Annotated in this window: 11 protein-coding genes; 2 read left to right on the forward strand and 9 right to left on the reverse strand. The window is 67.8% G+C overall.

The genetic code is table 11. From position 1 onward, the window contains the following. Positions 1 to 50: 50 nt before the first annotated feature. Positions 51 to 980: a GNAT family N-acetyltransferase gene (locus HOV77_RS04855; protein ID WP_290857978.1), complete on the reverse strand. Its 930-nt coding sequence runs from the start codon at positions 978 to 980 to the stop codon at positions 51 to 53. Positions 981 to 1,052: 72 nt separating this feature from the next. Between HOV77_RS04855 and HOV77_RS04860 the strand changes: the two genes are divergently transcribed. Then, positions 1,053 to 1,691, forward strand: a complete 639-nt coding sequence (locus HOV77_RS04860) for a pyridoxamine 5'-phosphate oxidase family protein (protein WP_290857981.1) — start codon at positions 1,053 to 1,055, stop codon at positions 1,689 to 1,691. Here the strand turns inward: HOV77_RS04860 and HOV77_RS04865 are convergent. The 6 genes from HOV77_RS04865 to ald form a co-directional block, all read right to left on the reverse strand. After that, positions 1,679 to 2,227 carry an NUDIX domain-containing protein gene (locus HOV77_RS04865; protein ID WP_290857983.1) on the reverse strand — a complete coding sequence of 183 codons (549 nt, stop codon included), beginning with the start codon at positions 2,225 to 2,227 and terminating at the stop codon, positions 1,679 to 1,681. The two genes, HOV77_RS04860 and HOV77_RS04865, sit on opposite strands and share 13 nt — an antisense overlap. Further along, positions 2,224 to 2,961: a pseudouridine synthase gene (locus HOV77_RS04870; protein ID WP_290857989.1), complete on the reverse strand. Its 738-nt coding sequence runs from the start codon at positions 2,959 to 2,961 to the stop codon at positions 2,224 to 2,226. Before HOV77_RS04870 ends, HOV77_RS04865 begins: the two co-directional genes overlap by 4 nt. After that, entirely contained in the window at positions 2,948 to 3,943 is a 996-nt protein-coding gene (gene scpB, locus HOV77_RS04875) for an SMC-Scp complex subunit ScpB (protein WP_363259665.1), read from the reverse strand. The genes HOV77_RS04870 and scpB overlap by 14 nt, the downstream gene beginning before the upstream one ends. 220 nt (positions 3,944 to 4,163) lie before the next feature. Next, positions 4,164 to 5,150: a segregation/condensation protein A gene (locus tag HOV77_RS04880; RefSeq protein ID WP_290858004.1), complete on the reverse strand. Its 987-nt coding sequence runs from the start codon at positions 5,148 to 5,150 to the stop codon at positions 4,164 to 4,166. A 28-nt stretch (positions 5,151 to 5,178) separates the two neighbouring features. Continuing rightward, positions 5,179 to 6,105 carry an AAA family ATPase gene (locus tag HOV77_RS04885; protein ID WP_290858006.1) on the reverse strand — a complete coding sequence of 309 codons (927 nt, stop codon included), beginning with the start codon at positions 6,103 to 6,105 and terminating at the stop codon, positions 5,179 to 5,181. 181 nt (positions 6,106 to 6,286) lie between these two features. Then, a complete protein-coding gene (gene ald / locus HOV77_RS04890; protein ID WP_290858009.1) occupies positions 6,287 to 7,402 on the reverse strand; it encodes an alanine dehydrogenase in 1,116 nt (371 codons plus the stop codon). A gap of 824 nt (positions 7,403 to 8,226) precedes the next feature. Between ald and HOV77_RS04895 the strand changes: the two genes are divergently transcribed. After that, positions 8,227 to 11,709, forward strand: coding sequence for an NACHT domain-containing protein (locus tag HOV77_RS04895; protein ID WP_290858012.1), 3,483 nt, complete (start codon positions 8,227 to 8,229; stop codon positions 11,707 to 11,709). On the opposite strand, the gene HOV77_RS04900 is transcribed toward HOV77_RS04895, so the two are convergent. Both HOV77_RS04900 and HOV77_RS04905 read right to left on the reverse strand, forming a co-directional pair. Continuing rightward, entirely contained in the window at positions 11,710 to 12,270 is a 561-nt protein-coding gene (locus HOV77_RS04900; protein WP_290858014.1) for an NUDIX hydrolase, read from the reverse strand. It abuts the gene before it with no gap. Between the two features lie 10 nt (positions 12,271 to 12,280). Beyond that, positions 12,281 to 13,990, reverse strand: a complete 1,710-nt coding sequence (locus HOV77_RS04905) for a CTP synthase (protein ID WP_290858018.1) — start codon at positions 13,988 to 13,990, stop codon at positions 12,281 to 12,283. Between the last annotated feature and the right edge of the window lie 62 nt (positions 13,991 to 14,052).

The following is a 14,052-nucleotide window of genomic DNA, read 5'->3' on the forward strand; positions in this document are numbered from 1 at the left end:
GCTCGCGCGTTATCCGGGATGACGCGGCCTTGACCGCGCGGATAACCGCGTTATCCCGGGATCTCGCGTGACGCGCCCCGCGGCCGCCGATAGCCGGAAGTGGAGCCGACGGGAGCGAACCCGAGCGAAGCGTACAAAGCGGCAGCGGCGGAGTTCTCGGCGTTGTGGTTGACGGTCACGTTGGACATGCCGTCGGCTGCCATCTCCCGCAACGCGTACGCCATCACCGCCTTGCCCAGCCCGCGCCGCTGGTAGTCCGGATGGGTGCCGACCGGTTCGAAGTGGCCGAGCTTGTTCAGCGGATCGTTCCAGTAGACGCAGAACGCGGCGATCTTCCCGTCCGGCGTGACCGCCACGATCTCGTGGGCGGGGTCGTAGCCGGGCTTGTCCATCACCTCGGCCCGGTAGCTCTCGCCGGTCCAGTCGTCGCCGAACGCTCCGTTGTGGGCGACCGCCAGCGCCTTGGCGTCTGCGTAGACGGCCGGCCGGATCTCGAACCCCTCGACCTCGGCCGGAGCAGCCTCAGCGGAGGAGAGCGAGAGCGAGTTGACGGTGTCCCAGGTCCGGAACCGCTCGAAGCCGAGTTCGGACAGCAGCCCAGCCCGTACGGTGTCGCAGTCGAAGCAGTCGGTGAGCACGAACTCCTCGTCGTCGGCGGCCGCGTGGTCGGTCACGTACGCCGCATGCCGCAGCATCGCCGCCTCCGCGGCCGTCCCGCGCAACGCGGGTGCGACGAAGGCGTCGAAGGCGGCGCCGAACCTGAGGTTGATCGTGATCCCCATGACGGCGCCGCGTTCCTCCCACACCTGAACCAGTTCGCCGATCGGGCGGCGGCCCCGCAGGTTCTCATAGATCCGATGGGGCAGCTCGCCGATGTGGTCGTACGCGCAGCGCCCGGCCACCGCGATCCAGCCCGCGACGATGTCCTGCAGAACCGGGAGGTCGTCATCGGCGTACGGCCGAGGTTGGAGATCACTCACCCCCTTTGTGTACCAAAGTCCGGTGCGATCGGCCGAGGAATCGGCTCAGGCGCTCCGGAGTAGGGTGTGATCATGACGCAGAGCGCGGAACTGATCGAGATCACGTCCCCCGAGGAACTGCGCGAACTGCTCGGGTCGCCGATGCCCCGGGCCGTGGCCAAGGAGCGGGCCGCGCTGCACCCCCGCGACCGCGATTGGCTCGCCAACTCCCCGTTCGTCCTCGTCGCCACCTCCGACGCCGAGGGCAACTGCGACGTCTCCCCCAAGGGCGACCCGGCCGGCTTCACCTACGTCATCGACGACCACACGATCGCGATCCCGGAGCGCAAGGGCAACCGCCGAGCCGACGGCTTCCACAACATCCTGGCCAACCCGCACGTCGGGCTGATCTACCTGATCCCCGGGCGGACCGAGACGCTGCGGATCAACGGGCGCGCCCGGCTCGTCAGCGACGCGCCGTTCTTCGACGAGCTGATCGTCAAGGGGCACCGCCCGCAGCTTGCGGTGGTCGTCGACATCGACACGATCTTCTTCCACTGCGCCAAGGCGTTCCTGCGCTCGCAGTTGTGGAAGACCGAGACGTGGAACCCCGACGCGCTGCCCTCGCACGCCTGCCTCGTCAAGGAGGTCCAGCCGACCCAGGAGAGCCTGGCCGAGCTGGAGGAGTACTACAAGCCCGAGAACTACAACAAGCAGCTCTACGCGTCCTGAGCGATCCGCTCCAGGACGTTGCGGAGGACGCGGTCGACATCGGTCCCACGCGGCGACGGCAGGTCGGCCACGGAGAACCAGCCCAGCGCCAGCGATTCGTCGCTGACCTGCTCGACTGCGCCCGCCGGGGCGTACATCAGAAACATCACGTCGTGGTGCAGCAGCCGGCGACCGGCACAGTTCGGGACCTCGTGCACGTCCACGTCGACCGGCACCGGGTCCACCGCCAGGTCCGCGATGCCGCCCTCCTCGGTCGCCTCGCGCAGCGCGGCGCCGGCCAGCGTCTCGTCCGTGTCGTCGAGATGCCCGCCGAGCTGCACCCAGATCCCGAACTTGCGGTGCAGGCTCAGCAGGAACGCGTCCCGCTCACGCGAGTAGACGAGCGCGCTCGCGGTGACGTGCGCGCCGGGTCGCTCTCGCCACAACGCTTCCGGTCCGCGTCTGACCAATTCCAGAGTGGTACGCCAATCGGCCTGGCCGTCGTCGGCCGGTCGCATCGCGGTGAGCGCCGCGAGCGCGCTCTCGTACAGGCTCACTTGCCGTCGACCAGCTTGAACAGCGCCGCGATCTCGCCCGCGTTGAGCCGACGGTGCCGCCCCGCCCGCAGGTCGCCGAGCCGGATCGGCCCGATCGCCGTGCGTACCAGCCGGGAGACCGGGAAGCCGAGCGCGTCGAACATGCGCCGGACGATCCGGTTGCGCCCCTCGTGCAGGACGACCTCGCACAGCGCGGTGTTGCCGATCGCGTCGACGAGACGGAACGAGTCCACCCGGGCCACCCCGTCCTCCAGCTCGACGCCGGCTCGCAACGAGCGCCCGACGCTGCGGGGCAGCGGCCCGGCGACCTCGGCGAGATAGGTCTTGGGGACCTCGTACGACGGGTGCATCAGCTTGTGCGCGAGCGCCCCGTCGTTGGTCAGCAGCAGGAGACCCTCGGAATCGGAGTCCAGCCGCCCCACGTGATAGACGCGTACGCCCAGGTCGCCGATGTAGTCCGCGATCGCCTCACGGCCTTCCTCGTCGGACATCGTGGAGACGACCCCGCGCGGCTTGTTCATGGCGAGGTAGACCAGGCGGCTGTCGACGACGATCCGCTGACCGTCCACATAGATCTCAGCGGTGACCGGGTCGACCTTGTCGCCCAGCCGGGCCACCTTGCCGTCCACGACGACCCGGCCCCGGTCGATGAGCTCCTCGGAGGCGCGTCGCGAGCCCACTCCGGCCGAAGCCAGCACCTTCTGCAGGCGCTCTCGTCCGTCATCGCTCGGCATCGGCGATCTCCTCGATGTTGTCGGGCAGGAAGGGGGCGAGCGGAGGCAGCTGGTCCAGCCCGTCGAGGCCCAGCTTCTCCAGGAACAGCGAGGTCGTGCGGTAGAGGTGCGCGCCCGAGTCGGGCTCGGCGCCGCACTCCTCGATCAGTCCCCGGCTGACGAGCGTACGCACCACGCCGTCGCAGTTGACACCCCGGATCGCCGAGATGCGCGACCGCGTCACGGGTTGCTTGTACGCGACGACCGCCAGCGTCTCCAGCGCGGCCTGGGTCAGCCGGACCGACTGCCCGTCCAGCACGAAACGCTCCACATAGGAGGCGTACGCGTCGCGGGTGTAGAAGCGCCAGCCTCCGGCAGCGCGCCGTAGTTCGAAGCCCCGATTCTCGGCGGTGTACGCCGCCGCGAGCGTCAGGAGCGCGTCGGCGACCACCTCGGTCGGCTGTTCGAGCACCTGGGCGAGCATGATCTCGCCCACCGGCTCGTCGACGACCATGAGGATGGCCTCCAACGCCGAGCGCAGCTCACCCGGGTCGAGCGCGGCGAGCTGAGTCTCGTCGGCGGCTGCCTCAGTCTCCCCAGTCTCCTCGACCGCCTCGTACGCCGGACTCGCCTGCGCCGGCACGACCGGTGAACCGAGCTGCGGCGACGGCAGCGTGTGCCGCGGTTCGGCGATCGGGTCGGCGTCGTACTTCGGCATCTCCACCAGGGCGGCGAGCCGGCCTGCCACAGCGGCGTACGCGTCCGCCGGGTCGGCTTCCTCGTCGGCCGTCGTTTCAACTGCCGCCGGCTCGGTCAGCGCACCGGACGGCGCGGTGTAGTCGCCCGGCTCCTCGTCCGGCGCTTCCGGTTCGACCGCGATGTCGGGCAGCTCGACCGGCTCGGTGTGCTCGATCGGGAGCTCCACCTCCGGCTCGGCCGCTTCGACGGCAGAGTCGGCATCCGGCTCGACATCAGGCTCGAGTTCGGGGTCGACGTCGATCACGGGCTCCTCGGGCCCGAGGTCGTCGACGGGTTCGTCCGTATGCTCGACGGCGTCATGCTCAACAGCGTCGGCGGGCACGTCAAGACGGTCGCCCGGCCGTTGCCACGGCGGCACCCAGCTCGCGGCCTGATCGGCGAGCGAATCTTGGGAAAAAGAACCGTCTTGTGTCACTTTTGCAGCCTATCAGTCGTTATCGTGGGCTCTTCGAGCGCTTGATCGCTCAGGCCGTGGGCTCGCCGGAGTCCCCGTCAGGGTCGGCCTCGGAATCGGCCTCCGGATCGGCCTCGGAGTCCCCGGCGGGTGCGTCCGCAACCGACTCCGGCGGGGCCGGGCTTCCGGCGTACTCGTCGAAATCAAGGTCGACCCGCGCGCCGTCGGCGGCGATCCAGCGGACCGTGAGTTCCCCGAGCGGCTGGATCTGCTCGAAGCCGACCAGGTTCTCGCGGTAGAGCTCGAGGAGCGCGAGGAAGCGCGCGACGACCTCGAGCGTGCTCTGGCAGTCGCTCACCAGGACGCGGAAGGTGGCGATGCCCGCGGCCTCGAGGCGATCCCGGAGGATCTCCGCGTGTTCGCGCACACTGACCTTGACGTCGTGGACGTGGGCGATGGAGACGGTGGGCGGCGCGGGTTTGGGGCTGAACGCCTTGGCCGCGAGTTTGGCGAAGCGGTCGAGGCCGACGCCGAGAACGAGATCCGGCAGCGCCTCGGCGTAGCGTTCCTCCAGCGCGACCGCGCGCGGCCACCGGCGCTGGCCCAGCTCGGCCAGTTCCGAGAGATGAGCCGCGGCCTGCTTGAACGCCCGGTATTGAAGCAACCGCGCGAAGAGCAGGTCCCGCGCCTCCAGCAGGGCCAGGTCCTCCTCGTCCTCGACCGCGGCGGCCGGCAGCAACCGCGCCGCCTTGAGGTCCAGGAGAGTGGCCGCGATCACCAGGAACTCGCTGGCCTCGTCGAGGTCCCAGGCGTCGCCCATCGCCCGGATGTGTGCGATGAAGTCGTCCGTGACCTGGTGCAGCGCGACCTCGGTGACGTCCAGCTTGTGCTTGCCGATCAGCTGGAGCAGCAGGTCGAACGGGCCCTCGAAGTTGACCAGCTTGACGCTGAAGCGTCCGCTCCCGGCCTCGGCCGGGCTCTCCGCCACGGCGGGCGCCGTCGGCTCAGCCTCGGCCGCGGACACGGCGGCGTCGGTTGCTGACTCGGGCGCGTTCATACTGGAAAAATAGCAGCGTGTGGTCGGATCAGCGCGCGGCCTGCTGCGCGATCACTTCGCGCGCCAGCTGCCGGTAGTTGCGAGCCCCGGAAGAGGCCGGGTCGAGCGAGGTGATCGGCGCTCCCGCCACCGTCGACTCGGGGAACTTCACGGTCTTCGTGATCACCGTCTGGTACACCTTGTCGCCGAACGCCTCGACGACCCGCTGAAGCACCTGGCGGCAGTGGGTCGTGCGGGAGTCGTACATGGTGGCGAGGATGCCTTCGAGCTCGAGATCGAAGTTGAGCCGCTCGCGGACCTTGTCGATCGTGTCCAGCAGCAGCGCGACCCCGCGCAGGCTGAAGAACTCGCACTCCAGCGGGACCAGTACGCCGTGGCTGACGGTCAGCGCGTTGATCGCGAGCAGACCCAGCGACGGCTGGCAGTCGATCAGGATGAAGTCGTATTCCTTGCGGACGTTGCGCAGCACCCGGGCCAGCGCCATCTCGCGCGCGACCTCGCTGACGAGCTGGATCTCCGCCGCCGACAGGTCGATGTTGGCCGGCAGCAGGTGCAGGTTGGCCACATCGGTCTTGATCAGCACGTCCTCGGTCGCCACGTCGTCCTGCATGAGCAGGTTGTAGATCGACAGGTCGAGGTTGTGCGGGTTGACCCCGAGACCGACCGACAGCGCGCCCTGCGGGTCGAAGTCGACCAACAGCACCTTGCGCCCGTACTCCGCCAGGGCCGCACCCAGGTTGATGGTCGTCGTCGTCTTACCGACGCCGCCCTTCTGGTTCGCCATGGAGATGATCCGCGCCGGGCCGTGCCGATCCGTCGGCATCGGCTCGGGGATGTCCTTGCGAGCCGTGTACGCCGAAGGGTCCGCCGGACCCAGATCAGCGCTGAGGTCCAAAGCGGACTGCTCGCCCCGCAACGTCGAGGACCACGCCTCCGAACGCTCGCCGCCAGCCATATCCCGCCCTTCCCCTTACGACGCCTGCCGCCGTCAGAAGTCACGCGCCGTCGCTTGACTGTACGCCACCGCGGGCCGCCGCAGCGGGTCACATCCACGGCGTGTTGAAACGACACGCAAGTGGAGGCCACCCGAACCGAACGAATGATGCGGATCGTGCGGCCTCCACTGCGGATGGCGCTTAGTTGAGGACGTCCGCCAGCGGCAGGACCGCCAGGCCGTGCGCCTCGGCGACCGGGCCGTAGACGACCTGGCCGTCGTAGGTGTTCAGGCCCAGCGCCAGCGCCTTGTCCCGGCGCAGCGCCTCCTGCCAGCCGTGGTTGGCCAGCTCGATGGCGTACGGGAGGGTCACGTTGGTCAGCGCGTGGGTGCTGGTGTGCGGCACCGCGCCCGGCATGTTCGCCACGCAGTAGAAGATCGACTCGTGCACCCGGTAGACCGGGTCGGCGTGCGTCGTCGGGCGGGAGTCCTCGAAGCAGCCGCCCTGGTCGATCGAGATGTCGACCAGCACGCTGCCCGGCTTCATCCGGCTGACCAGCTCGTTGGAGATCAGCGTCGGGGCCTTCGCGCCCGGCACCAGCACCGCCCCGACCACCAGGTCGGCGGCGAGCACGGCCTGCTCCAGCTCGTACGCGTTGGACATGACCGTCCGGACGCGCCCGTGGAACTGCTGATCCGCCGTACGCAGCCGGTTGATGTTCTTGTCGAGGAGAGTCACCTCGAAGCCGAGCCCGTCGGCGATGGTGGCGGCGTTCATGCCGGACACCCCGGCGCCGATGACGACCGCCTTGGCGGGGCGTACGCCCGGGACGCCGCCGGGCAGCACGCCGCGCCCGCCCTGCGCCCGCAGCAGGTAGTGCGAGCCCACCTGCGGGGCCAGGCGACCGGCCACCTCGCTCATCGGCGCGAGCAGCGGCAGCTGACCGCCGGGCAGCTCGACCGTCTCGTACGCGATCCCCGTGACCTTCTGCGTGACGAGCGCGTCGGTGCACTCCTTCGACGCGGCGAGGTGCAAGTAAGTGAAGAGCACCTGACCCGCGCGCATGCGGTGGTACTCGGACTCGATCGGCTCTTTGACCTTGAGGATCATGTCCGCGGCGGCCCACACCTCGTCGGCGGTGGACAAGATCTCCGCCCCGGCCGTGCGGTACTCCTCGTCGGTGATCGAGGATCCGACGCCCGCCTGGGTCTCGATGACCACTTCGTGGCCGTTCCGGACGAACTCGACGACACCGGCCGGGGTGATCGCCACCCGGTACTCGTGGTTCTTGACTTCGCGGGGGATACCGACCTTCACCGTGATACCTCTCTGCGGGGCGCACGACACTGTGCGCAACACTGGCTGGCAGCAGCTCTCGCCGCCAGTGTATGGCCGCTCACCTGCGGACAGACCCGACGCGCTGTCATGCTCAGGGCGGCCGGGTTTACAGGCTGTAGCGTCACGCTTCACAGGTACCCGTGAATCGCGGTCCGCAATCTCACTCTGCGTAACCGCCAGCTCTTTCCCTGCGGTTAGCTCCCTTCGCGCCGGATCAGGGTTCCGTGTCGAATCTTGGCGCAAGATTCGACACGGAACCCTGATCCGTTGGTGCCGCCGGGCCGAAGGATGCCCGCGTCGTCCGACCGGGCCGTCTTGCGGTCGCCTAGGTGACACTCGCCCGGTCGGGTTCCGGCATCGATGCGACGCTGATGCATTCCGTCAGACGGCGCGTCGGGAGCGAACTCGTGAAGAATCAGGCGATCGGATCAAAACTCACCTTTGCCGAGATCCGGGCGCTGGCCAACGACGATGACTGGCCCGACGACCTGATCACTGGGCTGGACCTGTTCCTCGGAGCGGCGATCCTGTTGACCCCTGTGGTCGCCGGGCCCGCAGGCGCAGGGGCGCTGAACCTGCTCGACCCCAAGGACCAGCTGATCAGGCTGGCGCGGGCCGGCGTACGGCGGCTGACTCGGACAACCGGCGGCGGTTTCATAGGGCAGCGGCGCAGACTGGCCGCCGCGTACACCCTGCTGATCTATTCCGCATTCTTCGAGGCGCTGGACGACCGAGCCCGGGGCATCACCCGCCACCTCAAGCTGACCGCGGAGGAACGCCGGGCGGTCGCCGAACGGGCGATCATGTCGACGTCGGCCAATCCCGCCACCGATCACACCACGGCCTTGCCGCTGCCGCACCCGTCGACCGACCCCGACACCGAGGCACAACAACTTCAGGAGCTGTATCGCCGGATGTGCAAGGCGTACGCGGGCTTCGCCTCGGGTCTGGCGGCGTGGACGGAAATCAAGGTCGACGCCAACGAAGTGCTCTCGGAGATCCCAGCCTTGGCATACGAGACCTTCCAGGCGCAATACCTCGCACTTCTGGCGGAGAGCCCTGAGTTCCACCGATGGGCCGAGATCTATGAGCACACGCGGGGCCGGCAGCAGTCCGCCCGTCTCGCGGCCGAGTTGCGGATCGAGCTCCAGAAGGTCTCCGACACCGCGGAAGCGATCGACGTCGGAATGCAGCGTCTGATGGACGCGATCAGCACACGGTCGAAGCTTGCCGACACTGCAACCGACGGTCGGACCCGGAAGGTGGTGAGCGCGCTCCATAAGGAGTACGCCGACCGGATTCAGACTCCCGTCATCGTGGACAAGTTCCGCCGGGCGGGCACCACCACGCTCACCTATCCCACGAAGGCCGAACTGTTCGTCCCACAGTCCTTTCAGACGCTGCGGTGCCTCGCCGGCGCTTCGGAAAAGGGCCTGCGATTGGAGCTGGACGACTCGTGGAAGGAGGTTCGCTCGCAGAACGGGCTCGGCGTCTTTCTGGTCCGCTTCTTGAGCTCTCCGTATGCCACCGAGAGCCCGCTGCTCATCCTCGGGCAACCGGGATCCGGTAAGTCGCTGCTAACGGAGATCCTCGCTGCTCGGATGGCTCCTCCACAGTTCGTGCCGATCCGGATCGAACTTCGCGACGTCAACGCCGAGGCCGAGCTCCAAGACCTCATCGAACAGCGGATTCGAGAGGATACCGGCCACGATGTCAACTGGGCGGAGTTGGCCGAGGACCTGGCCGATACGCCGCCGGTCGTCATCCTCGACGGTTACGACGAACTCCTGCAGGCCAGTGGCAAGGTCTACAGCACCTTCCTCAGCAGCAAGATCCGACAGTTCCAACGGCGCGAGGCGATCCAGGGCCGACCAGTACGGATCATCGTGACCAGCCGTATGACCCTTATCGACAAGGCGACGCTGCCCGACGACATTACCGTCGTCCGCCTCCTCGACTTCGATCAGGAACGCCGCGACAAGTTCGCCGAGGTCTGGAACTCCGCCAATGCGGAGTACTTCCGCGACCATGATGTACGGCCGTTCGCCCTACCCGCCGTGTCGCGGGTAGCGCAACTCGCCGCGCAGCCGCTGCTACTACTGATGCTTGCGGTGTACGACTCGCATGCAAACCAGCTCGACGACGCCGACCTCGATCGCGCGACGCTTTACCACAATCTGCTCAGCCGTTTCGTGGAACGAGAGCGCACGAAAGGCGACGGCGAAGACGATTTCGCGGCGTTGACACCCCGGCAGCAGACCGAGCTGATCGAACGGGACCTGGAACGGCTGGGTGTAGCCGCCCTCGGCATGTTCAATCGAAAAGCGGTACACATCGGCCAGGATGACCTGAACAAGGACATCGCCTTCTTTCGCCTGGAACAACCTGTCCCAGGCGGGCCCGGTCATCCGCTCAGCCAGGCGGAGTTGCTACTCGGCAGCTTCTTCTTCATCCATGAGTCCAAGAGCCGGGGAGCGGCGGTCGATGCTCCGACAACCTTCGAATTCCTGCACAACACGTTCGGCGAGTTCCTCACCGCCGATTTCCTCGTCCGGCGCCTGCTACGCCAGACCGACGTTGTGCGTACGCTGCGTCGGCAGCCGACCCTTGCCGACATGTACCACGACAACCTCGTCCACCTCCCGCCGGAGTGGTATGCCCAGCTGATCTACACGAGCCTGCACACCCGGCCGGTGGTGCTGGACATGATGCGCGAATGGCTTCCGAGCCGGTTGGCCGCCGCGGGACTGGACCGAGACGTGTTCGAGGAGGATCTGGAACGCATCGCCAACCGCCAATTGGCGGCCGTCCTGGACGAAAACGATCCGCCCCAGATCATGTTGTGCAGCGCGGATACACCGTTCGAGGCGCTGCCGCTCACCGGCCATCTGGCGGTATACAGCCTCAACCTCGTGCTTCTGTGGACGCTGCTGTCCACCGAGCCGGTGACCGTATCGGCTCATGCCCTTCAGGCGTCTGCGGGCGAATGCCGGCCCTGGGACCGGCTCGTCCAGCTCTGGCGGTCATGGTTCTCCCTGGCCACGCTCACCGGGCTGGCCGGGACGATCCGGGCTGGGTCGATCGGTGACAACGTTCGCGTGGCTCGTTCCGACATCCGCGCTGCGCCCTCAGGCGTTCCGATCGAAGACGCGTTCGTTGTCGCCAACGCGCTTGCCGATGACCTGACCTTCAGTCTGGCCGGACTCCACGTGTTCGACCAGGCACCTTCGGTAGAGCTTCTCCGTACGATCCAGCAACACCAGTTGACGGCCCCTATTACCACCGACAGCCGTCGGCTTCGCGTGTCGCCGAACGTAACCGGGGACATCGCCCGCCGATACGGGGATGACCTGCGGTCGCTTCCGAATCCCGACCGCGGGATCCATCCCGGGTTGCTCACCATCATGGAGGTCTGTAGTCCCGGTGCCCTGGACCAGGAAACTTGCGACGCGTTGAGCAGCAGTGTCGCCGAACCTCGCATCATCGATTTCGCCCCCCTGTCCCGCTACGAGGCGCAGGTCCTCATCCGCCACAAGGAAGCACTATTCACCGAGTGGTTCGACGACCTGATCAAGGATGCCGTCGCCAAGGCTTACGACATCCTGGAGATTCCCGCCGGCTCCGCGATCCTCGACCTCGCCAGCCGACGGCCGAGCCTGCCGCACGCTGGGGATCTCGCCTTGCACTGTGTTGGTCGCCATCCGGCAGATGCCTGGACCGAACTAGCTCTCATCGCGTTTGGGCTGACGTTCGAGGCTCCCGAGGTCTGGCGGCCGGCAGTACGGCGGGTGGCCGACACGCCGATAACCTCGCTGGCCAACGCGCCCGTTCACCTCATCGATCAGGTGCTCAGCCATTTCACCGATCATCGTGAGCTGGATTGTCCCGAGCGAGACGTATTCGTCGACGCGGTGTATGAGTGGATCAGCGAGCCGCGGCGGTGGCAGGTGGATTGGCCCATCTTCGGACTGACGTCGCTGCTCCGCCATCGGATGGGCCGAGAGATGATCTGGCCCGACGGTTCGTTCAGCCACCAGATGCGAGCCGACCGACGCACCGCGAGCTTGGCGCTCCGGCTAGCCTACGAGACTGGCTCCCCGAACGAGCTGCACGGCCCGCTCGGCATCAGAGAATCGACGATCGAGCCGCAGTCAATCTTGCGAATGCTGATGCCTGGACTCTCGCTGGACGAGATTTGCGCCCTCCGTTGGTTAGGGCGCACGACGAACGATGAAGTAATGCTCGAGCAGCTAGATCGCCTCGTCGACGACGTGCTGGGACGTTAGTCAGGCGCGGGAGCGCAGGACGGCGTCGGCGGCGAGCAGACCCGCGACTGCGGGCCCGTTCGTGATCTCCCCCCCGAAGATCATCTTCAGCGCGTCGGCCAGCGGGACGCGGCGTACCTCGATCTCGGCTTCCTCGTCCGTACGCTCGTGCCGGTCGGCGTGCCCGACCTCGCGCAGCTCGGTCGCGAGGAACAGCCGGATCATCTCCGACGACGCACCCGGCGTGGTGTGCAGGTCGACGAGGTGCTCGACGCGGCCGGCGGTCAGGTCGGCCTCCTCGGCCAGTTCCCGGAGAGCGGTCGAGGCCGGCTCCTCCCCCGCGACGTCGACCAGCCCGGCCGGCAGCTCCCAGAGGAACCGCCGGACCGGGTGCCGGTATTGCCGCACGAGCACCACGCGCTGCTCGTCGTCGAGCGCCACGACGCCGACCGCGCCGACGTGCTTGAGGTAGTCGCGCGGGGCGACTCCGCCGCCGGGCATCTCCACCAGGTCGGTCACGACGTCGAAGATCCTGCCGTGATAGCGCTCGGTCGTCTCCACGACCCGGTATTCGTGCGTCACGCCGCCAACGCTACGCGTTCGAGTCCACTTTGACCGGCAGCCGGTCGGCGTCGGCGTACTCCAGGGCAGCCCTCACGAAGCCGGCGAACAGCGGGTGCGGCCGGGTCGGACGGCTCTTGAGCTCCGGATGCGCCTGGGTGGCCACGAAGTACGGGTGGATCTCCCGGTCCAGCTCGACGAACTCGACGAGCTTGCCGTCCGGCGAGGTGCCGCTGATCCGCAGACCGGCCTCCTCCAGCTTGCCCCGGTACGCGTTGTTGACCTCGTACCGGTGCCGGTGGCGCTCCGAGACCGCAGTGGTGCCGTAGACCTCGGCGACGATCGAGCCGGGCCGCAGATCCGCCGGGTACGCACCCAGCCGCATCGTGCCGCCCATGTCCCCGAGTCCGGCGACGATGTCCTCCTGATCGGCCATCGTGGAGATGATCGGCTCGGGGGCGGTCTCGTCGAACTCCAGCGAGTTGGCGTGCGCCAGCCCGGCCAGGTTCCGGGCCACCTCGATGGTCATGCACTGCAAGCCCAGGCACAGTCCCAGGGTCGGGATCTTGTTCTCCCGGGCGTGCCGGATCGCCCCGATCTTGCCCTCGATGCCGCGTACGCCGAAACCGCCGGGGATGACGACGCCGTCCACACCGGACAATGCCTTGGCCGCGCCCTCGAAGGTCTCGCAGTCGTCACTGGTGACCCAGCGCAGCTTGACCTTGGCCCGATGGGCGAACCCGCCGGCCCGGATGGCCTCCGACACCGACAGGTACGCATCGGGCAGGTCGATGTACTTGCCGACGAGGGCGATGGTCAGCTCGGCCTCGGGATTGCGTACGCGGTCGAGCAGATCGTCCCAGCGCGACCAGTCGACGTCGCGGAACGGCAGTCCGAGCCGGCGGACCACGTAGACGTCGAGCCCTTCACGGTGCAGCACCTTCGGGATCTCGTAGATGCTGGGCGCGTCGGACGCGGAGACGACCGCCTCGGCGTCGACGTCGCAGTAGAGGGCGAGCTTGCGCTTCATGCCCTCCGGGATCTCCCGGTCGGAGCGGCAGACCAGCGCGTCGGGCTGGATGCCGATGTTGCGCAGGGCCGCGACCGAGTGCTGGGTCGGCTTGGTCTTCAGCTCGCCGGACGGGGCGAGGTAGGGCACCAGCGACACGTGCAGATAGAACACGTTCTCCCGGCCGACGTCGTGCCGGATCTGCCGGATGGCCTCCAGGAACGGCAGGCTCTCGATGTCGCCGACGGTGCCGCCGACCTCGGTGATCACGACGTCCGGCGTACGCCCGTCCTCGTCCGGGTCGGCCATCGCCCGGATGCGGGACTTGATCTCGTTGGTGATGTGCGGGATGACCTGGACGGTGTCGCCGAGGTACTCGCCGCGGCGCTCCTTGGCGATGACGGCCGAGTAGATCTGCCCGGTCGTGACGTTCGCCTTGCCGGAGAGGTCGCGGTCCAGGAACCGCTCGTAGTGGCCGACGTCGAGGTCGGTCTCCGAGCCGTCGTCGGTCACGAAGACCTCACCGTGCTGGAACGGGTTCATCGTCCCGGGGTCGACGTTGAGGTAAGGGTCCAGCTTCTGCATGACGACGCGCAGCCCGCGCGCGGTCAGCAGATTGCCGAGGCTGGAGGCGGTGAGGCCCTTGCCCAGGGAGGAGGCGACACCCCCGGTGACGAAGATGTGCCGCGTCGGCTGCTGTGTCGACAAGTTCGTCCGTGCAGAAGGGCTCACTACCCGCTCCCGTGGTCGGTGTTGAAGTTAGTCCGAACGTGCGGTGCATGAGCTGCCATCTG

Source organism: Hamadaea sp. (assembly GCF_013362815.1).
Lineage (GTDB): Bacteria > Actinomycetota > Actinomycetes > Mycobacteriales > Micromonosporaceae > Hamadaea.